This is a genomic window from Amycolatopsis sp. VS8301801F10, from assembly GCF_046195355.1.
In the GTDB taxonomy this organism is placed as follows: Bacteria; Actinomycetota; Actinomycetes; order Mycobacteriales; family Pseudonocardiaceae; genus Amycolatopsis.
In genome coordinates this window covers 3,697,736-3,718,199 of the sequence record NZ_CP176065.1, presented here as the reverse complement: position 1 = coordinate 3,718,199, position 20,464 = coordinate 3,697,736, and the positions used below count along the sequence as shown (strand labels likewise).

Genomic DNA, 20,464 nt, shown 5'->3' with positions numbered 1-20,464 from the left:
GTCCCACCTGTGCGCGGTTTGTTCCTCCGATGACGAGAGCCTTCGCTACGGCGGCGTCGACACAGCGTCTTCCGAGCGTCCGCATCGCAGCGTCCTCGGCGGCGGACCATGTCAGCCGAACCGCGAGCAGCGGAGCGTGCGCGCCCGGGCGCTGGAGGCCAGCTGCTCGAACCCCTCCTTCTGGATGCGGTTGGTCAGCGCCAAGTCCTGCGTTCGGGCGGCAGGGCAGGGACTGCAACCCTCAGCGTGGAGGTCTTGCGGTACTCCTGGAATGTGTCGAACGCACTGGACTCCCCTGTCTCCCACAGTCCGTTGAGAGCGACGTCGCGGTTCTTCGGACCCTTGACCACTGCCTCTCCAGGTCGTCCAGATATATGCTGGATCAACTCCGTCCTATTTCGGCGCCAACGACGTCAGAGGCAATCGACCGAAGTTATTGCCGGCGGCGTCGTCCGCGAAACCTCGACAGGCTCCACCGCGCACAAAGCGATCTCCGAGTACATCGAAGGCTGGTACAACACCCGCCGCCCGCGCTCCAGCATCAGCTACCTCAGCCCCGCCAGCTACGAAACAACCACATTTCACGTAGCCTGACCTCACCTCAACGACCCTGCCCGTCAAAACGGGGCAACCCCACGCCATCGTCCGCTGTCCTTGTTCAGACGATGCTCTCGAGGACAGACCATCAAGAACGCGCAACCTGACCTGCCGGTCGGGCGATCCTGCGGATGGGCCGGCTGAAGAGTCCCACCACGGCGCACATAAGCAGCGCGGCCGTACATACGAAGGCCCCGGCTCGAGGCCCGAGCGCATGGGCAACCGAGCCGATGATGTTGTTGGTCGCCAACAGGGTCACACTTTGGATCACCGAGAGGATTGCCTGGACACGAGCGAGATGAGTATCAGGAGCGGCGCTGAGGAGCAGCGGGCTGAGGTGGCTGACGAACATGCCGCTCGCCGCACCAACACCTGTCGCGCCCGTGATGGCCATTGGCAGCGCCGGCGCGAGGCCGACCGCCAGTTCGCCCACGGCGACTACTGCCAGCGCGAGCGCGGCAACAACGCCGGGGCGGGCGAAGATCCCGCGGCGACTGATAATCAAGGTTACGACGATCGTGCCCATGCTCTGGGCACCGACCACAAATCCCGCGCCGGTCGAACCCCATCCGTGCTCTCGCGCCAGCAGCGGGATCAGCAGAGTGGCGAAAGGAAGTACGAACCCCGCCGCGCCCGCGACGAGCAACAGGACGGGTCCCAGTCCGGCGGTCCTGACCGCGACCTGAATTCCTTCCCACACCTCGCGCAGGATGTGCTTGCGCTGCGCGGGCGACGGCGGGGTGAACGGCGGACGCACCATAACCAGAACGACCAACACGACAGCGAAGGTAATCGCGTCGGCCCATGCCGCTGCGGAGAGCCCGGCGAATGCCACCAAGGCACCGCCGACAGGAGCACCGACCAGACTAATCACCTGCGTTCCGCTCTGACGAAGCGCGACTGCCCGCGGGAGCAGTTCGGGCTCGACGAGCCGGCGGGGCATCGATCCGGACGAGGGCAGGTAGAAGGCCTCGTTCGTGCCGACTATGAGGGCGGCTATCACGAGAATGGCCAACGGTGCCCCAGCTGTCTCCGATACGACAGCCAGTGTTACGGCGACGACCAGCATCACGACATCACCGATGATCATGACCTGTCGGGCTCCGAGCCGATCGCCGACGGCGCCGCCGAGCAGGAGCAGAATCGTCCGCGGCAGCGCGACCGCCGACAGAATCCATCCGGCTGCCAGGCCGCCGTGAGCCGAGGCCGCCCACCCCAATGCGAAGTACAGAGCGGCGTCGCCGAGCTGCGACACCAGAGCACCGCCCAGCCAGATGTGAAAGATGCGGGGAAGCACGGTTTTCTCCGCTGTACTGGACGATGCTGTCACCACGAATCTCCCCCAGCGGCGCACGTGCGCGACCGGCATTCCGGCCGTCGGAAGCCACCCACAGCGTGCTCGACCTCGGCTGCAAATACCACAAAAGCGACCGATCATATCCACGGCGTGCGGACAGCATTACAGCGAATGGAGGCCCGGATGGGCCGGGAGCCCAAACCGGGACTGTGATGCTTGGCCTGCCTCCGACGTTGGCAGGGATCGTGAACGGCGCGAACTCAGCTTGCGCTGCTACAGCAGCCACCGGGTCGGAACGCCGCAGCTCACCGATCGCCGGTTTCGGACGTGAACAGACGGGACCGAGTTCGACATCCACTCGGTTGCACAGGGCCCGCGCACGTGCCGCGTCCAGCAACGCGAGCTCGCCGGATAGTTCGGCCGGCACCACAGCCGCTCCGAGCCGCCGCAGTAACCTGGCCACCTCCCGCAGATCGTTCTCGCGTCCGACAGGGACCGGCAGTTGCGCGACATGTGCGACCCAGGCCGTGAAATAGGCGGCGGTCGCTTCTTCTCTCAACCGAATGCCGGTTTCGACCAGTTCATGGCCGGCCCTCTCGAGCGCGGCGGCTGCGGGATGCGCTGCAGCGCGGATCCGGGGATCGACCGACGCGAGTATTGCGTCCGAGCACACGCCCACGCGCTGGCGTTTCTGTTGCGGCTCGGGGCGAAGCTATCCGAGCGCCGCCGCGACTGTCCGAGCATTAGCGACATTTCGGGCGAGTACACCCTCTGTTGACATCGCGCGCCACGACATCGGAAGGTCTGGGCCGCTTGGTTTATAGCCGACTATCCCGTTGAGTGCAGCGGGGATTCGTACGCTGCCGCCCGAATCAGTGCCGTGCGCCAGCGGAACGAGTTCGGCCACGACCGCCGCGGCCGAACTGCCGCTCGAGCCCCCGACTGCGGCCTCCTGGCATGGTTCGGACGCCCATAACTTCAGTGTCGCAAAATCCCAGGTCAAGAAGCGTCGTCCCCGCACCTGCGAGGGCGGCCCGCAGTGCCTCGCCGACGCTGGGGCTTGTCCGATGTTGTCCCCGCACAAGCGGATGTGGTCCGTCGATCACGGCCGGGTGGGCTAGCGACTTCGTGTCTTCCCCGCGCGAGCAGGGGTGGTCCCTCGGTCAGGCGCAGATCGAACCGAACCGTCAGGTCTCCCCGCGCGTGTGCAGCCCTGCGCGAGCTGGCGGGGTAGGCCGTAGCCGCTGTACAGGAGGGCCAACACCTTGTCGTCTTACCGGCGCGAGCTGACGTGATCCGTTGAACGTCTCGCGGTCCGCCTGCAGCTCAGCGTTTTCCCGATGCTGGGACACGCCCAGGTTAGGCGTGTCCCAGCATCGGTTACTGATTCCGGTGCTCCTCCGGCCATAGCCGGACAAGCCAGCGCTCGACGTCCTCGAAGAACAATTCGTGCTCTTCGTTGTACAAGCGCGCAGCTTCGTCGCGGCCGGTGCAGACGACCTCGGCTCGGCACGGGCCGCTGAACGGCGTGGAGACCTCGCGCGAGAACCCCGTGCCGATGCCGACGAACACCACTCCCGGCGGTGGGGCGATGGTGACTGTGCCGGTGACGGTCTCGCCGCTGGAGCCGCCAGCCGGCGGTTCGCCGTCCCAGCACTCCAGGCGCACGGTCGCAGTGTGGTCGTTGGCCGCGCTGAAGAAACCGATACCGCCCGGGCCGATGGCCGCGACGTCCCGCTCTTCGGCGAGCGGATCGCCACCGGAACCGGAGAGCATCGCGAACATGCTGTAGTCCACGAGTACTTCTGTCTCCTGCGCAGTCAGCAGTCGTGCCACAGTTGCCTCCATTCCGCCGGAAACGATCCTATCCGTCGATGTCGACGTAGTACCCGTCTTTTTCGAGGATGTGGTCGGTGGCGTACCAGACGTTCAGCGCACGGCCGGCGGCACGGTTCTCTCCCTTGTCCAGCGGCATCGAGGAATACGAGACTGCGGTGTTGCCGCCGTTCCACAGGTTGTATGCCGCTCCCTCATAGGTCGAGGCGAACGGATACTCGTCGCAGTCCAGCTTTCCGCCTTGGGTGTAGTCGAGGCCCCAGAACCGGATGCAGTTGGCCTGTGCGATGAAGCGGTTGGCTGCGTACCGGTCGTCCCTTCCCACGCCGAGTTCGGGAACGAGCCGGGACAGTTTGAAGCCGGAGGCGTGAGAACCCGGGATGGTCTTGCCGACACCGCCAGGTTTGGTGTCCTCCGGGTGAGTTTGAGCCAATGCGATGTGGTCGGCGACCGCCTTGACCGGCGAGCCCGGCGCTTTCGAGTAGTGCAGGACCGCGTCGACGTCGGTGAAAATACACGCGCCCCTGTCCCGACGCTGAGTGTCGAGGTTGTAGTTGTAGGTCGAGGTGTCGCAGCGCAGGGCATCGTTGGGCAACGAGACTTCCGGCGGTTCGTAGCCCGGGGGCAGGGTGTTGGTGATGGTCAGCGAGGTGTTGTAGTAAGTCTTGTTGTCCGCGTCGCCAGGCGTGCCAGTGCCGGAGACGGTGAGGTCGAAGCTGGTTTCGAACCCAGCGCGAATCTCGCCGAGCGTCTTGGTCACCCCGGCGCTCTGGGAGTTCTGGCAGGTGGTGCCGTCGAGCGCGACGCAGTTGATTCGAAGCCGGATGAGCGAACTGTCCGGTGCCGGCTCCGGGCCGGACTTCGGACCCGTGCTGGTGCGGACCGTGAACCGCGCCTTGCGGACCGGTGAGCTGGTGTCGTTGTTCAACACAGTGTTCACGTCGCCGACGCCGATCACGACCAGTCGGAACGAGTTGATCGAGTCGTCGCAGAAGATCGGGCACGAGGCAGGCTTGAACAAGTTGTCGTACCCGGACCAGCATGTCGAGTAATGGTTCTTGTGCCACCACACCGGAGCCCCGCTGGGAAACTTGTGGTGGTCGCACTCGTCGACCGTGACCGGGTCCACGGCGATGTGCGGAACCGGCCCTGAGACGGCGAACTTGGCGGCGTCAGCGTCATAGGTCTCCTGCTTCGCCGTCGGCTCCCAGCGCAGCCGCTCGGCCAGCGTGCTCGGCGGCGGGTTCGTCTGCCGGACCGTGTCCACCGGAACCTGAACGGTCTCCCCCGAAGCCGCCACCCGATCAGTGACGAGACCGGCTTTCCCGTCAGCAGAAACAGGTTCGGCGACCGCACTCCCTACGGAAACCGTAGAGGCGAAAACAGCAGCCAACACCCACGTCGTCAGGAATCGAGCCGGTCTTCTGCCAGATGCCGATAATCGCATTCCTTAATCCTCCCTTTTACGCGAGGAGGTTCTCGCCTAGAGCCAGCGAACGCATTTGCCCGAGCCCCCTCGCATGCGACCGGGAGCCTGTCGCGCGCCCGCTGGCCTCACGCATCAGCTTGGCGCGTTGCTCCCGGAGCAACCCTGGCAGCAACCGGACAGTCACAACAGGGAGCAACGTGCAACATCACTCGAATATCCCAACGGCAAACTTGTTCCGTTTAAATAATCGCATTTTCCGAAGAACTGCCAAAGCTACGGAATTGCGCGACACTCCCGCACCGAAACACCGCAATCGTGTCGTTGAGACGGACAGAAAAGGGTATACGGATGCGACCCGCGTTGCTCGAGCGCGTGCACCGGCGTGTTTCGAACTGGAACATGCCGCTCCGCAGCGAACGGGCGGCGTTCTAACCCGCCCCGAGCTGCCTGAGTCGGCGGGCCGCTCGAACACGCCGACGAGCAGCACACCAGGCACTAGCGAGTGGCGCTCTCGCACGCGTCGCAAAGACCACCGGACGAACACCCTGCCTTGGACGCCCGTCTCCCCAGAGGGTCCCGCCCTTGGACGTCAGACTCATCGAGGCCTGGGCTCTACCGGCTGCGAACAAGCGCATCCAGGAACCGGCCCGCTCTGCAGGACGCGCGTACGCTCCGCGACGCGTGTGCCGTCGAGCCCGAACAGGCATAAGTGAACGAAAATGTGCTCGTCACGCAGTAAACTCGCAGGTCGTGAGGTGTAGTCCCCGCGCGAGCGGGGGTGGTCCCGGGGCTCCAGCGTCGGCCAAGTTCGTCGCGCAGTCTTCCCCGCGCGTGCGGGGGTGGTCCCCCGAGTTCGCTGTTGGTCAGCACCACGCCGGCGTTCTCCCCGCGCGAGCGGGGGATATTCCTAACGGCCTCGGTGCCTTGTATGCGAAACCGCGTCTCGTCCGCTCTAATGCAACACTGGCGACTGCCCGGGCCGCGCTGCCGATGACCGAGGTGAGGATCGTGGTGAAGGAAGGGAAACCGTCCCCGCTGAAGGCGCTGAGGGAGAGCCGCGGCCTTAGCCAGGAGGATGTCGCCCGCTACGTGTGCGTCGCCCCGTCCACAGTGCAGCGGTGGGAGTCGGGCACAACACGCAGAATCCGGGCCCGCAACCGGGTCAAACTAGGCGAGTGCCTGCAGGTGTCGCCCGAAGCGAACCTGCCGTCGGCCGGGCCCCTCCTCGCGCGACCGGCCCGAAACGTCACCGCCGCGCAACCTCCGACGGACTGGGTGACGCCACGTCATGTCGACCGCGTTCGCGCCATGACCGCGGCACTCGCCGATGCCGAGAATCAGTTCGGCGGCGGAACTTCGCCCGGCAACGGCACCGCCCAGCTCCGATGGGCGGCCAGGATCCTCGACGCCCCGGCCTCCGGCACCGTGCGCCGCGCCGTCACCGAGGCCGTCGGCAATCTCGCCTCTGTGGTGGCACACACCGCGTTCGACCGCGGCGACCACGACGTCGCCGACGAATACTTGAACCTGGCCCCTGGACTGTGCGAACAAGGCCCCGTCGTGGGACCTGCGCGCCAGCACCTTGGCGGACATGGCTCGCAAGGCGATCTACCTGAGGCAGGACGACGAGGCGCTTACTCTGGTCGAGCTGGCTCTCGTCCGTTCCGACCGGCTCACCGCGACCGCCCGGGCCATGCTGCACACTGTCCGGGCCGGCCTGTTCGCCCGCGCCGGACGCCATCCCGAAGCATGCGACGAGATCGCCCGGGCCGACGCCTTCTTCGCCGAGCGAGACACCAGCACGGCCCCGCCGTGGCTGTGCTACTACGACGACGCCGAGCACGCGGGCAGCGCCGGGAAAGCCCTCATTCCGGTCGCCCTGGCCACGGGCGACCCCAGCCCCAGCGCGGAACGGCTCGTCACCGCGATCCACTCCCACACCGAGACCTATCCCCGATCGCGCGTCTTCTCCTAGATCCGGCTCTCCCGGCTCCTGCTCGCCACCGGTCACCCCGCCGAGGCACTCGCGCCCGGGATCGCCGCCATTGACGGTGCCGCCACGATCCAATCCGTCCGCATCGCTCACGAACTGGCAGGGCTGGCCCGCGCTGCCAAGCTGCACCGCACCGACGGTGCCAGGCAACTTCGTCACGCCCTCACCACCCAGGCGACCGCGTGAACGCACTCCAGCACACCCGCGCCGCCGCAGAAACCGCAGGCATCGACGCCACCGACATGACGCTGATCCGCGACGGATCGAACGCAGTCGTCCGCCTGCCCCACCACGTCGTCGCCCGCGTCGGCCCGCCAGGAACCACCGCCAGCGCCGCCCGCCAAGTCCACGTCGCCAGATGGCTCGCCGACTCCGGCATCACCGTCGTCATGCCCTTGGCCTCGCCGCCGCAACCGACCCTTGTCGACGACCGGCCCGTGACCTGGTGGACCGAACTGCCCGACCACCGCCAATCCAGCCCCGCCGAACTCGGCACAGCACTCCAGGCCCTGCACCGGCTGCCACCCCCGCCCAGACCCGCACTACCGCCCTACGACGGATTCGCAGGCATCGGCGAACGCATCGCCAGCGCACGCCACCTCGACCCCGACGACCGGCACTGGCTCGCCGACCGGCTCGCCCAACTCCGCCGCGCAGTCGACGCACTCGACCTCCACCGCACCACCCGCGTCCTGCACGGCGACGCCTGGCAAGGAAACCTCGTCGTCCCGCTCACCGGATGCGACCCCGTCCTGCTCGACCTCGACCACGTCTCCCTCGGCCACCCGGCATGGGACCTCGTCCCGCTGGCCGCCGACCACGCAGACTTCGCCCGCATCACCGACGCCGACTACCACTCGTTCGTCACCGCCTACGGCGGCCACGACATCACCGCCACACCGCTGTTCCGCACACTCGCCGACGTCGCGGAACTGCGCTGGACCGCGTTCGTCCTCGGCAAAACCACCAACCCTGAAGCCCGCCAGGAAACCAGGCACCGGATCGCGTGCCTGCGCGGACACGCGCCCCGACCCTGGACCTGGACCGCCTTCTGACGGGCCTGCACGGGTTCCTCCGCACCGGCCACCCAGATGATGGAGCCGAAGCTCGCGATGCGTGCGCGCCGCGGCACGTAGTCGCAGTCTCTTCGGGCCGCTGTGTGGTTTGACCATTCGGTGCTCGGAAATTCGGAAATGCGGTGCAAACGCGGTGCCAGCGCGGTGGTCTTCCGGATGCGCATCCGATTGACTGGGACGCAACGGCGCGGGGAGCCATCCGCCGTGCCTGGCCGTCTCCTGAACCCGTTCTCGTCAGCGGAAGGGCGCGGTCGTCGGCGGGCACGCCAAGCGGCACAACAGCCCGAGTTTCGTGCCGATAGCGGCACCTCGCCGGATGAACCCGCAGCACCGAGCCGACACCAGGCCAGAGGAAGATGCAGACACGTGGCAGACGCGCGAAACCAGCTGCTCGAGATCGCGGTCCTCGTGCACGATCTCGAACAAAAGATCGCGGCATATCTCGGGGACGCCGACGACTCGTGCACAGCGTCGCCGGTGATCGAACTGGGAGACGCTCTCCTCGACCTCGGCGACCGCCTGAAATCCCGTGCACGGCGTGTCGTCGTTCCGTCGAGCGGTTGGATGCCGGAAATGGCGGCGTCGCCCCAGCATGGGGTCCGGGTGGCGCATTGGACGGGCGCTCAGCCAGGTCGGCGTGGGTTGGCGTTCATGTCAGCCTGCGGCGCGGCGTGCTACCCCTTTTACGGACGCGACACCGAAAACAAGATCGCAACCCATCCGGCGTGCGCCGATTGCGAGCAACTGGCTGGCGAGCCACAGGCCGGGACAGCTCCAGCTCCGGACTAGACAACTTCGCTTCGATCCAGGCCCCGGGCTGCCAGGTGCGTTTCAGTGCCTCCCGGGTGCGGTCGGCGGCTGTTGCCGTGGATAAGGCGGTCGCGGCTGGCCGAGCGGTTGCTGCGGAGCGGGCGGCTGACGGCTGTACACGGGGTCACCGGCAGCGCCGGGATCAACGCGGCATCCGTGCCGTTCCTGCTGCCGGCGCAACGCATTCCGCACCGGGATGACGACAGCCAGCCCGACGCACAGCGTGAGCACGGAAAGGACAGCGAGGATGATGATCGCCCACCAGAAGATGCCCATGTCCCCTGCTTCCCCTTCGCTCGGCTAGTTCGCCGGGTTGACGTGCCAGCTGCCCGGGTTCCCGATCTGGTCGGGCAGCGGGGTCAACTGCTTGAATCCGGTCGCGCTTGCCGTGAAGCCGACGCTGGCGCTCTTGTACTGGCCGAACTGCTCGACAGCGCTGGACAGCAGATCGGTGCAGTTTTTGATGAAATTGGTCAAGAGGTCGGTGACCGCCTGGATGGCGTTGGACAGCTCGAATTCCCCGAGTCCCGGGATCAGGGCGATTCCAATGCTCACGCCGGTGTTGACGATATCGGCCGCCGTGTTGCCGATCAGCCTGATCACGGCCGCGTAGGTGTTGTACACGATGGAGACGCAGCCGCCGAGCGCCGTCCCCATGGCCGCCAGGGCGGATTGATCGGTGTCGAGCGCGCTGGTCGCGTCGGCGGAGTACGCCGAGTACTGGCTGAACGCAGGACCGGACCAGTACCCGGAGAGGGTTTGGGTCGCGTATTGGATGCCCAGCCGCGAGTCGACCAGGGCGGTGTTCTTCGCCCAAGCCTGCGCGATGAGGTTTATTTTCTCCGCGTTCCCGAACAGGTCGTTCTTGATCTTGTCGAGCAGCTGGATGACGTCCGGATGGTTGACTTTCTGCGCGGCCTCACGGATTTTCCGGTCGGCGTCGTCGGGGTACGGGATGCTGGGGATGTTCGGCACCGGGTTCGGTTTGGGCGGAGCCGGGGCGGGGTCGTCCGGGAACGGGTTCGGCCAGGACGGCGGCATGTGTCCGGCCGGGGCAGGGAACGACCTCCCGTGCGGGTTCGTCATCAGCGGCCGCCTTTCTGCTCCGGCTGGTAGACGCCGCCGTCGTCGGCTTTGCCGGCCAGCCAGCCGAACTTCTTGTAGTACTCCTCGTCTTGCGCCTCGTAGGCTTTCGCGGCGGTGTCGAGACTGTGGGCCGCCGCGGCGAGGCTGTCGCTGCTGGCGGCAACCTTGCGCATGATCTGGTCGACCGCCGCGTTGTACTCGGGGACGATTCCGGCCAGGTGCCCGAGGATGCCGAGGTCCTGCTCGTTCATCCTGAAGTCCGGGAGATCCTGCCCGGCCAGCTGAAGGTGGCGTTCCGCCGCGTCGACGAACGCGGTCTGCGCTCCGCGGAGCGCTTGCGGGACGACTTCGAATCCCTTGCCGGTCATGCGTTTCCCCTCCTGGCGGCCTGCCCGGCCGCGGATGCGTTCTGCAGGGCCTGGTCGACGTGCGCACGCGCTTGGGCCTCGGCCTCGCGGATGGTCTGCGCGATCTGGGCGCCGAGCGTGCGGCCGTTGGCCGAGGAGAGGCCGTGCGGGTCGATGGTCACCGACACGAGCGTGCCTCGCCCCGTCACGGTGACCGCCCCCGCGCCGCCGGGGATCCGGAGGTTGATCGCCGCCCCGGCGGCGTCCGCGGCGGCCGCCTCGGTCCGGTGCAGATTCGCTTCGATTTCCTGTGTGAGGGCGTAAAGCTCGTTGTAGCCGGGCATGGGCGTCACTCCTCGAGAGCAAGAAAGTCGTAGTCGCCGAAGTCCTCGTCGTCGGCGGCGCGGCCCCTGCGCGCCGGGGCCGCCGGAGGTGCCGGCTCGGGCGCGGCCGCCGGAGCGAACGCAGCGGCGGCGGGTTCCGGCGGGGGCGCTTCGGGGTGGAGCACTGCCGACACCGCCGCGCGCGCGTGCTGCCCGGCCTCCGTGCGAGCCCGGTTGACGGCCTCGACGACGGCAGGGCCGACCAGTTCCGGATGCGGCGACCGCAGCGCGTCGTCGCGGACGACGATGTCGACGATCTCCCCGCGGCCGTTGACGGTGGCAGTCACGCTGCTGTCGCGGGACGCGCCGCGGAACCGTTGCCCGGCGAGTTCGGCGTCGAGGTCCGCGAGACGCCGCTGCCGGGCGGCGACGTCGTGGCCGGTGCCGATGCCGAGCGCCTTCAGTATGTCCACCGTCATCATGAAGTCCTGTCGTCAAGGGAGCCGTCGAGAAGGTCGGCCACGCGCGAGGCGGTCACCGGCGCGAGGTCCCATCGCTCGTCGTCGTAGTGCTTGCTGATCTGCAAGGCCCATCGCCCCGTGTCGGTGTCGTAGACCCGCAGCGGGACCTCGCTGCGGCGACGGCCGCTGCGGTCGCGTTGCTCGGCGTAGAGCTCCGCGCTCACCAGCGGCGGCCTGGCGATGACCCGCTCGGCCCGCCGCACCGCGCTGTCGCGGGCGACGCCGGTGTCGCGGGCTTCGACCAGCTCGCTACGCAGCACCGTGATCGGCTGCGCGTTCGACCGCGCGTGCTCGTGAGGCAGCACGTCCGCCAGCACCGCGCTCAACCGCTCGCGCCGGAACGTCCGCACCCAGATCTCGCCGCCGTCCCGGATCGCGATCAACCCGAACCACGACGACCCAGCGGCCAACGCCGACAAGTGCCGGCTGCCGTCGCTGAACCAGCCGTAACAGGCGTGCGGCGGCCGGCTCAGCAACTCGGCCACGTCGGCTAGTTCCGGGTCGTCCACGCTGGACGCCGCACCGTCGTACCGGGCCTTCAGCGCCGCGACGCGTCGGTCGACGTCCGCCTGAGCCTCCGCGTCGTGCCACTCCGCCTGTGGTGCCAGCGCGACATGCAGATCGGCGCCGGTCACCTCGGTCACCAACGCCGCGAGATCCGCCGCGGCGAACCCGACCGGCTCGGGAAACCACATCGGCGCTACACCCGTTTCTTCGGGGCCTCGCCGATCACGGCCGGACTCGCGGCCATCCCGGTCTGCGGATCCACCAGCCGCTGCCCGTCGTCCGCGGCCAGGAACGCCTCGTCGTCGGACAGCATGTACTTGCGCTCGTGCTCCTCGTCGTCCTCCCGCTTGCGGCCCGCGCCGGCACCCATCCCGCCGACCCCTCCGCCACCCGGCCGGCCCGACGACGAACCCGCCGCACCGCCAGAGCGGACGCGCGCCGCCGCTTCCTCTGAAGCGCCGATCCCGCTGCCGCGGCCGCCTCCCGGTGCGTTCTCTCCGCCGGCGCGTCCGCCGGGACCAGCCCCGGCACCGGACGCGCCGCGCCCGCCGGTGCCCCCGGGCAGGCCGCCGCCGACCGCGGGCCCACCGGAGCTCCAGGAACCCCCGTTGCCCCCGCCCGCAGGAGAATTCGGGTCCAGCACGCCGCTGCGATAGAGCCCGGGGTCGCGTGACGCGCCGCCTTGCTCGAGCCCGGTCTGCGCGCTCGGCGCCACATAGCCGGTCGGCGACGTCGACGCATCCCCGCCCGATCCCGCCGCCCGCGGCGGCACCGCGCTGCCGGGCACCGACGACCGCCCTGACATCGCAGCCCCTGCGGCGAACGGTGCGGCGTTCGCACCGCCGTACGAGCCGGCAGGACCTGCGCTGTGACCGGGCTGCACGGGGCCGGCCGAGCCGCCGCTGTGCCCGGCCGGGCTGTGCACCACCGGAGCCGGCGGCGGCGCGCTGCTCACGTTCATCGCGTTCGCGTCGGCCTGGCCGTAACTGGTGGGCATGGCACGACCGGTCTCGTCCGACGCCGTAGACCAGGACTTCATCGCCGCCACGTTCGACGCCGCGACGTTGTTGCTCTGCCGGGTCTGGTTTTCAATGTCGGCGTCAATCACGCTCTGCACGCCGAGAAATTCCGTCATCGGCGGAGGGGCTTGCGGCACCGGAGGGACCGGCTGCACCTTGGCCTTGACGTCATGCCACGCGGACGACTGCGTCGTCAGACCCGCCTGCGCCATGCTCATCGACTCCGCAGCCTGTGCGTGCTCGGCCGCCAACGGGCCCGCACCCCGTGACGCGGCCCCCGCCGCGTCACCGGTCCAGCCCTCCTCCATCGCCGCGGCCAGCCCCCGGATGTCCGCCGCCCGGCTCTCGTACTGGGCCTGGAAAGAGGTCACGTAGTCGGCCGCCTGCATCAGCCCGCCCGGCCCGACGGCGTTGGCGAAGTTGTCGTAGATCTGCTGCGCGGACATCGACTGCCCCGCCATCTCACTGCCCGCCTTGCATGGTCGACAGGACAGCCTTGGTCACGTTCGTGGCCGCCGTCGTCGCATTGGTGCCAGGCGTCCCCTGGATCAGCACCAGCATCTCGGTCTGGTCCGACACGCCGACCAGCATGGTCGCCTGGCCTTGGCTGCGGCGGTCTGCTGTGTTGGCCAGCACGGCGGGAAAACCGCTCACGACCGTCGGCTCGAAGTAGCCGTCCCTGTAGTAGCCGGACGCTTTCTGCCGGTAGGCGTTCGTCAGGCCGTTCTTCACGGTGGTCAGAAACGTCGCGCTGACGGCCGTGTACCCGTCGCTGAACCGCCACCCGCAACCGACGCCGCTTGCCTTCGAATCAGCTTTGGGCTGGCTCAACTGCAGCGCGGACAGCTGCGCCGGCGTCAGCATGCTGCACGGATCCGCAAGGTATTTGTCCACGTTGACCGGAGCCGGAACCTTCGGCGCCTCCGCAGTCTCGCCCCCGGAAGAGGAGGGCGAACCGCTTTGGCTGGTGCCGGAAGGCGTCGGGCTTGCCGTCCCCTGGGTCGGCTCGGAGCACCCGCCAGCCGCGACAGCCACCGCGCCTGCCATACCGGCCAGGACGAGACGAAATCGAGAGAAAGTCACAGATATCCTATTGGTACATTCCGCCAGGAGCGGGATTGCCGGGATTCACTTTGCCAAGAGCGTCCGCGACCTCGGCATCATGCTGCGTATAGGTTCCGTTGGCCTTTTTCAGCGCGTTGATGTACGCATAAGCCTGGCGCTGCATCGACACGTTGTGGTCGATACAGCGCTGCAACGATACTTGCACGAGTCGCGCCTGCTCAACGGCAGGCGGGTCAGGCGAGGGCGGCTGCGCGGAAGCCAACGCCATTTCCTGGACCTTCTGGTCGCTCTGCAACCCGTGGAGGACGTCTTCCCACCGGGAGATCAGCGCCGCGACAGTCCCTGGCTCGAACCGGTACCCGCCCGGCCCCGCGGAATGCATCACCTCGGACGCCATCTCAGCGACACCCGCGATCCTCGCACCCCGCGAGGCCGACGAGCATTCCGGATACGCCCGACACCCGGCCCCGACGCAACCTGGCAGTCGCGCGCTCGACCTGTCCGCCCGCGTCAGGCGGCGAACCGTCGCCCGATCTCCCCATGTGATGCTCCCCTCACAACCCGTCATCACGTCGTCGCCAGAGTATCGCACGCGATCCCGCCGCGGGTGTTGATCGCGAAACCCGAAAACCTGGCTTGCGCACCACACCGCAAACGCCCCGACCAGCTTTTACCGCCGACGTCTTGCGACGACACCCGCAGGATTTTCTCGGGCCGTGGACGATCGCATCCAGGCGCGGCCTGGCTCACCGCCGAACAGTCCATGCTGTACGCCACGACGCGTACCGTCATCGAGTCCAAGACATGAAAGCGTATGAAAACGTACCTGACGCGCAGCAAATCACAGGCCACGAAGGTCTTCCCCGCGTGTGCGAGGGGTCCCGCGCGCGCCGAGTCCGACAGCTCCTTCGCGGCATCTCTCTCCTCCCCCTGGCAGGCGGGGATCGTCCCACCGACGCGCCAGCCGCCACGTCCGCCTGGCGTCTTTCCTGCGCGAACGGGGGTAGGGTCCTGGCACGTGAGCCGCAAGGCCCGGGCCAGCGCGTCTTCCGCGCCGAGCGAGGTAAGTCCGTCCTGTGTGTCCGCCAGCACCGCGACGGCAGCACACTGCGCGATCGTGTGTCTTCTCCGCGCGTGCGAGCCCAGCACAAGTGAATGGAAATCCACCAACCGCGAGATAAACTCCCAGGTCAAAAAGTGTTCTCCCCGCGAGAGCGGGGGTGGTCCCGCGCCGATCACCGGTTTATGATCGGCAGCCGGTACTCCCCGCGCGAGCGGGGGTGGCCCGACCAGGAACCGTGTCGGCACGGCCATCATCGGGTTCTCCCCGCGCGAGCGGGGGTGGTCCCCAGCGGGTGCAGCAGAAGTTCCGGTGGATGCCGTCTTCCCCGCGTGTGCGGGGGTGGTCCCTTGGGCAGCAGTTCCCCTGTCCGGCGTAGTCGTCTTCCCCGCGGGGGTCCCAGCGGACCGCGCAGCGGGGCGGCGATCTTCGCGTCTTCCCCGTGCGTGCGGGCCCCCTCCGCGACGACATCCTCGTCACGATGATCGGGTCTTCCCCGTGTGTGCGGGGTGGTCCTCGCTGACGCCAGCCGACCTCGCCGCCACCCGCCTAGGCGGAGTGCAGCCGCCCATCCACGCGCCACGACACCAAGACGTGTCACAAATCACATCACGTCGCCGCGTATACCCGCCGAGCGCTCAGGACGACGAACACGCTGGACACACGCACCGAGCGCATTCATGCGAACAGACCTGGAGCAAAGCTGGAGCAGCGCCATGCGCCCAACGGCGGCGACCAGAGTTGAACCGCACGCAAGGGCGGCCAACCGCACCACCCGTCCAGCGGTTTCTCCAAAACCGCAGGTCAGAGGCCCGCGTAGGCCATACTGGCAGTGAGGGGGTCAACGGTGCTATTCCCGCAGGTCAGGAATACCCGGCTAACACGTTCCCCCGATCCCGGACACCCGCTCACGACCTGCTCGAAGATCTCCTCTACGAGATACACGACTGCCACCTGCTCTACGGCTCGTACTCCGACGACGAGGACAAGGACGAGATCGAGGAACTCAACGAACGACTCAGTGTCCGATTCGCGAACGCGCCGCGGACAGAAGCCGCAGCCAACCAGAACCGGCCGGCATAACCGGCCACCGGCAAAGCTCAGGCAACCACCGCCGGAGCCGAAATGTGCCCGTCGCGCCACTCCTCTCGGACCACCTGTGTCAACATGCGGGAGCGTTTCGCCCCGACCCCCAACGCCTTGCGCAGCACCTCCGCCGAGACCGGACGCTGATGCCGCGCACGATGCTCCGCGTCAACCCGTCGCGCCCGCTCCACCAGGTCGGGATCAAGCCCAACCGCTCCCTCACCAGCACCCTCCGGCAAGGACTCATGGTGGACGGCCACCGACACACCGGGACGCTGATCGACCGCCCCATGCACGTCGACAAGTGCTTGCAGGAGCCCTGGGCCGACCTCAGACCAGCCGATCAGCAATAACGGCCCTACCGCATCGAACAACGCTCTGCCGACCTCGCCAGCCACCAGTGGCTCAGCCACATTCAACGCCAACGTCACCACACTCGCGCCTACCAGCAACCGGCGCGCAGACCGCATGCTCGCAGCAGAAGTCCCGCACGCCGACAACCGCCGCACCGCGACCAGCAACGCCACCACCGTCAGATCAACCGCAGGCGCAACCAACGGTGCCACCCAGACCGGCACACCCAGCCGAAGAGCGAGCACCAGCACATTCCCGAAACCGAACAGGAACGTCAGCCCAACCACCACCCCCACCATCACGCTCACCGCAGACACGACCGGATCACGCCGGACCCCCGACCCCGTCACGACAACCACCTCAAAACGCGGCACCAGCCCCGGACCGGACCACGCGACACGACCCGGCATTTGCGAGCCCGAGGCGAGCCCGAAACCTCACCACACAACAACGCCGACCAACACACCACAACACCGCAAACACCCTGCGACCACACGAAAAGACACTGCCCGACATCACTCGGCACCATCCGACAGATCCAGCCGTGGGCTCTTAACCAGCGGGTTCGGGGTTCGAGTCCCTGATGGCGCACCCTCACTCCCCAGGTCTTGAGATTCATTGACCTGGGATTTTGGTTTTCTGGAAGGTTTTCTTCCGGTTCCGGACTGTCCATTGTAGTCGTTGGCGAGCCCGAGACTTCTCGCTGACTGCCGCGGGATGATCGCCGCCGTCGCTTCCGCCGCAGCCGGATCAGCGGCACCCCCTGACGCGACAGCTCGTAGAACACGTCCGTGACATGCGCCGGGTAACCCTTGTCTTACCGGTAATACCGGTCGCCGCGAAGACCCATCCCGCGCGAACCGTCTTCGTCGCGGTCTATCCCGTGACGGAAGCTGCCTCGACCGTGAGCGTCCCACTTCGAGTCCACAGAGGACCATTCCGCCGAAGGTGTGCAGGTCCGAGTCCGAGCGGATGCCCGGGTAGCGGAAAAGATCCCACGTGCCGCCGATGTTGTCGCGGCCCTCCAACACGACGAGCGATTTTCCGGGCAGCTCCCGGCTGAAATACGCCGCCGCGCCGATCCCGGAGATGCCCGCGCCGATGACGACGACGTCGAACTCCTCGACCGCGTCCGACGCCTCAGCTGTTATGTCTGCCTCCTCGCTGAGGAGGCTTCACTGTCGCCAGCCAAGCCTCCAGTCGCAACGACAGCAGATACCCCCTGCGTCCGGGCCTGGTGCACGATGCACCGGATCGGCGACCGAACTGCCTCAGCGGGGCTCTCGAACCCTTGTGCAGTCGACACCGGGGTGATAGATGTTCCCCCGGGGGTTTACTGACACTAAACAGGCCCGGAGACGATCCTGCCGATTCCAGGCGGACAGGGAGTGCAGTTGAACAGTCGGACCGTCCTTGTGGGACTCGGCTCCGCCGGCCGGGCGATCGCCTCGTCCTTGCCGCAACGCGCCGAGGTCGAAGTCGTCGGAGCGGCGGACGCCGATCCCCGCCTCGCCGGTCAGGACCTCGGAATCCTGACCGGCCGCGCGGCGAACGGCATCTCCGTCGTGAGCGATCCCGCCGACCTGCCGAGCGCCGACCTCGCTGTCGTCGCGACCGCCTCGGAGCTGAACAAGGTCGCCGACACGCTGGTGCCGCTGCTGGAGCGTTCGTTCAACGTCCTGAGCATCTGCGAAGAGCTCGCCTGTCCATGGCGCAGTCATCCCGGCCTTGCCCGCATGCTCGACGACGCCGCCAAAGCCCATGGCGTGACCGTCGTGGGCGGCGGAGCGAACCCAGGCGTTCTGACTGCGTTGACCCAGCGGGTGAAGAGCGTGCGGATCCGCAGGCGGGCGAACATGTCGCGCTACGGCGCGATTCTCTCGAAGTTCTGTCTCGGCTTGACCGAGCAGGAGTTCGAGGCGGCTCGCGGTGAGGGCGTCGACCACTACGGCTTCGAGCAGGCCGTCGCGTCGCTCGCGGACGGGCTCGGCTGGGATCTCGATTCCGTGGACGTGGGAGAGGTCAGCCCCGCGGTGGTCGCCGGCTCGCCGCGAGCGGGCGACCGCCGGCGCATCGAGCCGGGGCAGATCTCGGCCGTCGCTCATGCCGCCCGCGGAGTGCTGGGCGGCGAAACGGTGATCGATCTGGAGATCACGTTCAGCTTTTTCGCAGCGGGCGACGAGGTCTCGGCAGGCGACGATTACCGGATCGTCGGCGAGGAGCGGGTGATCGATCTTCGTTCCTCCGCGGACTCCTTCCCTTCCACGGTCGCCGCGGCCGTCAACGCCGCGGTCGTGGGGGCGGAACGCGGCCTCCTGTCGATGGGCGACCTGCGGCCGCGCGCCGTCGCGGCCAAGGGAGAGCGACGAGAAGCCCGGATCGCGTTATGAGGCACGACTTTTCCGAGCTGAGCCCGGTTCGGTTCCTCGACCGGGCCGCCGCCGTGCACGCCAACCGGGTGGCGTGCGTCAACGGCGACGACGCGTACACCTACGCCGAACTGCACGCTCGGGCACGCCAGCTGGCCGGCGCCCTCGCTGAACTCGGCCTCGCCGCCGGAGGACGCGTGGCGGTGCTCGCCCCGAACACGCTGGAGATGCTCGAGGCGCACTACGGCGTCCCGTACAGCGGCGGCGTCCTCGTCCCGCTGAACGCACGCCTGAGCGCCGCGGAACTCGCGTACATCCTCGCGCATTCCGGCGCCCAGATCCTGATCGTCGACGCAGCACTCGAAGGTTTGGGCCGCGAAGCGATCGAGCTGGCCGGCACCCCGGTCGTGGCGCTGGTGTCGGGCGTCGAGTACGAGGCGGCACTCGCCTCGGCAAAGCCCGGCCGCACGGAGCTTCCCGCCGAGAACAGCCCGATCGCGATCAACTACACCAGCGGAACGACCGGCAAGCCCAAGGGCGTCGTCTACACCCATCGCGGAGCCTACGTGCAGGCGCTCGCCATGGCGTTCCACTCGAGGATGTCGCAGGACTCGGTGTACCTGTGGACATTGCCGATGTTCCATTGCAACGGCTGGTGCTTCACCTGGGCAGTGACCGCGGTCGGCGCCGCTCATGTATGCCTGGAAAGAGTCGACGCCGACACCGTCTGGACCGCTGTCGCCCGGCACCGGGTGACGCACCTGTGCGCGGCCCCGACGGTGCTGTCGACGATCACCGCCGAACCTGATGACGCCGCCCGTCTCGACCGCCGCGTTTGGGTGGCCACCGGCGGAGCACCGCCGGCTCCGGCGCTGCTCTCACGCGCGCGCACTTGCGGCCTCGACGTCACGCACCTCTACGGGATGACGGAAACCTACGGTCCGGTCGTCGTCAACGAATGGCGCGCCGAATGGAACGAGCTGCCCGACGCCGAGCGCGATCGGCTCGCCGCCCGGCAAGGCATCGCCAACATCGTTTCCGAGCCGGTCCGCGTCGTGGACGCCGACGGCAACGACGTTCCCGCCGACGCCGCCTCGATGGGAGAAATCGCCGTCCGCGGCAACAATGTGTTCTCGCACTACTACCGCGATCCCGAGGCGTCGGCCGCGGCGTTCGCCGACGGCTGGTTCCGGACCGGCGACCTCGCGGTCCGGCATCCCGACGGCTACCTCGAGATCCGCGATCGCGCGAAAGACGTCATCATCTCCGGCGGAGAGAACATCAGCTCGATCGAAGTCGAGAAGGCGCTGCTGGAGCACGACGCGGTCTTCGAAGCCGCAGTGGTCGCCATGCCGCACGAGCACTGGGGCGAACGTCCGGTGGCGTTCGTGACGCTGCGCCCAGGCCATTCGGCCGGAGAATCCGACCTTCGCGCGCACCTGCGCGAAAGACTCGCCAAATTCAAGATTCCCGATCGATTCGAATTCGCCGACCTGCCGAAAACCGCAACGGGAAAGATCCGGAAAGAAGAGCTGAAGAAACAGCTGCGGGACATCCGGCCGCGATGACCCGCGAGCGCTGAGTTCTGTCCGCACAGGGCAGCCGCCGCACCAGGAGGGCGGCGGCTGCTTCGCACGATTCGGCGGTCTTGCCGTAGCGGGTGGCGATCTCACGCCGCCCGCTACAGAT

Annotated in this window: 19 protein-coding genes and 3 pseudogenes; 7 read left to right on the top strand and 15 right to left on the bottom strand. The window is 67.7% G+C overall.

Annotated elements, in window-relative coordinates:
- Window positions 1–108 precede the first annotated feature (108 nt).
- Complete coding sequence (locus F9C11_RS17685; protein WP_409185971.1) at window positions 109–594, top strand: IS3 family transposase; 486 nt, start codon at window positions 109–111, stop codon at window positions 592–594.
- Window positions 595–685: 91 nt separating this feature from the next.
- Here the strand turns inward: F9C11_RS17685 and F9C11_RS17680 are convergent, their stop codons facing one another.
- The 4 genes and pseudogenes from F9C11_RS17680 to F9C11_RS17665 form a co-directional block, all read right to left on the bottom strand.
- The gene (locus tag F9C11_RS17680) at window positions 686–1,927 is read right to left on the bottom strand and encodes an MFS transporter (protein ID WP_409185970.1); all 1,242 of its coding nucleotides are present in this window, start codon (window positions 1,925–1,927) and stop codon (window positions 686–688) included.
- Between the two features lie 151 nt (window positions 1,928–2,078).
- A pseudogene (locus tag F9C11_RS17675) lies at window positions 2,079–2,801 on the bottom strand (amidase family protein); the annotation flags it as partial.
- A 473-nt stretch (window positions 2,802–3,274) separates the two neighbouring features.
- Entirely contained in the window at window positions 3,275–3,730 is a 456-nt protein-coding gene (locus F9C11_RS17670; protein ID WP_409185969.1) for a hypothetical protein, read from the bottom strand.
- 28 nt (window positions 3,731–3,758) lie between these two features.
- On the bottom strand, window positions 3,759–4,997 hold the full coding sequence (locus F9C11_RS17665) for a hypothetical protein (protein ID WP_409185968.1): 1,239 nt from the start codon (window positions 4,995–4,997) through the stop codon (window positions 3,759–3,761).
- 1,152 nt (window positions 4,998–6,149) lie between these two features.
- Here F9C11_RS17665 and F9C11_RS17660 point away from each other — a divergent pair.
- From F9C11_RS17660 to F9C11_RS17645, 4 genes and pseudogenes are all read left to right on the top strand, one after another.
- A pseudogene (locus tag F9C11_RS17660) lies at window positions 6,150–6,296 on the top strand (helix-turn-helix domain-containing protein); the annotation flags it as partial.
- A gap of 454 nt (window positions 6,297–6,750) precedes the next feature.
- Window positions 6,751–7,134: a hypothetical protein gene (locus F9C11_RS17655; protein ID WP_409187106.1), complete on the top strand. Its 384-nt coding sequence runs from the start codon at window positions 6,751–6,753 to the stop codon at window positions 7,132–7,134.
- Window positions 7,135–7,334: 200 nt separating this feature from the next.
- Window positions 7,335–8,207 carry a phosphotransferase family protein gene (locus tag F9C11_RS17650; RefSeq protein ID WP_409185967.1) on the top strand — a complete coding sequence of 291 codons (873 nt, stop codon included), beginning with the start codon at window positions 7,335–7,337 and terminating at the stop codon, window positions 8,205–8,207.
- A gap of 387 nt (window positions 8,208–8,594) precedes the next feature.
- Window positions 8,595–9,017, top strand: a complete 423-nt coding sequence (locus F9C11_RS17645) for a hypothetical protein (protein ID WP_409185966.1) — start codon at window positions 8,595–8,597, stop codon at window positions 9,015–9,017.
- Between the two features lie 42 nt (window positions 9,018–9,059).
- Here the strand turns inward: F9C11_RS17645 and F9C11_RS17640 are convergent, their stop codons facing one another.
- The 11 genes and pseudogenes from F9C11_RS17640 to F9C11_RS17590 all read right to left on the bottom strand — a co-directional run.
- Window positions 9,060–9,314 (bottom strand): hypothetical protein, encoded by a 255-nt coding sequence (locus F9C11_RS17640; protein WP_409185965.1) that lies wholly within the window; start codon window positions 9,312–9,314, stop codon window positions 9,060–9,062.
- Between the two features lie 24 nt (window positions 9,315–9,338).
- Window positions 9,339–10,124, bottom strand: a complete 786-nt coding sequence (locus tag F9C11_RS17635) for a hypothetical protein (RefSeq protein WP_409185964.1) — start codon at window positions 10,122–10,124, stop codon at window positions 9,339–9,341.
- On the bottom strand, window positions 10,124–10,492 hold the full coding sequence (locus F9C11_RS17630; protein ID WP_409185963.1) for a hypothetical protein: 369 nt from the start codon (window positions 10,490–10,492) through the stop codon (window positions 10,124–10,126). The genes F9C11_RS17635 and F9C11_RS17630 overlap by 1 nt, the downstream gene beginning before the upstream one ends.
- The gene (locus tag F9C11_RS17625; protein WP_409185962.1) at window positions 10,489–10,815 is read right to left on the bottom strand and encodes a YbaB/EbfC family nucleoid-associated protein; all 327 of its coding nucleotides are present in this window, start codon (window positions 10,813–10,815) and stop codon (window positions 10,489–10,491) included. The genes F9C11_RS17630 and F9C11_RS17625 overlap by 4 nt, the downstream gene beginning before the upstream one ends.
- A 5-nt stretch (window positions 10,816–10,820) precedes the next feature.
- Entirely contained in the window at window positions 10,821–11,273 is a 453-nt protein-coding gene (locus F9C11_RS17620) for a YbaB/EbfC family nucleoid-associated protein (protein WP_409185961.1), read from the bottom strand.
- Complete coding sequence (locus F9C11_RS17615; RefSeq protein ID WP_409185960.1) at window positions 11,273–12,010, bottom strand: ESX secretion-associated protein EspG; 738 nt, start codon at window positions 12,008–12,010, stop codon at window positions 11,273–11,275. Before F9C11_RS17615 ends, F9C11_RS17620 begins: the two co-directional genes overlap by 1 nt.
- A gap of 5 nt (window positions 12,011–12,015) precedes the next feature.
- Complete coding sequence (locus F9C11_RS17610) at window positions 12,016–13,302, bottom strand: hypothetical protein (RefSeq protein ID WP_409185959.1); 1,287 nt, start codon at window positions 13,300–13,302, stop codon at window positions 12,016–12,018.
- Window position 13,303: 1 nt separating this feature from the next.
- On the bottom strand, window positions 13,304–13,888 hold the full coding sequence (locus F9C11_RS17605; RefSeq protein WP_409185958.1) for a DUF3558 family protein: 585 nt from the start codon (window positions 13,886–13,888) through the stop codon (window positions 13,304–13,306).
- Window positions 13,889–13,931: 43 nt separating this feature from the next.
- Complete coding sequence (locus F9C11_RS17600) at window positions 13,932–14,303, bottom strand: hypothetical protein (RefSeq protein ID WP_409185957.1); 372 nt, start codon at window positions 14,301–14,303, stop codon at window positions 13,932–13,934.
- Between the two features lie 1,763 nt (window positions 14,304–16,066).
- A complete protein-coding gene (locus tag F9C11_RS17595; RefSeq protein WP_409186925.1) occupies window positions 16,067–16,705 on the bottom strand; it encodes a hypothetical protein in 639 nt (212 codons plus the stop codon).
- Window positions 16,706–17,347: 642 nt separating this feature from the next.
- Window positions 17,348–17,557 (bottom strand): annotated as a pseudogene (locus F9C11_RS17590) (NAD(P)-binding protein); the annotation flags it as partial.
- A gap of 243 nt (window positions 17,558–17,800) precedes the next feature.
- Here F9C11_RS17590 and F9C11_RS17585 point away from each other — a divergent pair.
- Window positions 17,801–18,796: a hypothetical protein gene (locus F9C11_RS17585; RefSeq protein ID WP_409185956.1), complete on the top strand. Its 996-nt coding sequence runs from the start codon at window positions 17,801–17,803 to the stop codon at window positions 18,794–18,796.
- On the top strand, window positions 18,793–20,343 hold the full coding sequence (locus F9C11_RS17580; protein WP_409185955.1) for an acyl--CoA ligase family protein: 1,551 nt from the start codon (window positions 18,793–18,795) through the stop codon (window positions 20,341–20,343). The genes F9C11_RS17585 and F9C11_RS17580 overlap by 4 nt, the downstream gene beginning before the upstream one ends.
- The last annotated feature ends 121 nt before the right edge of the window (window positions 20,344–20,464 follow it).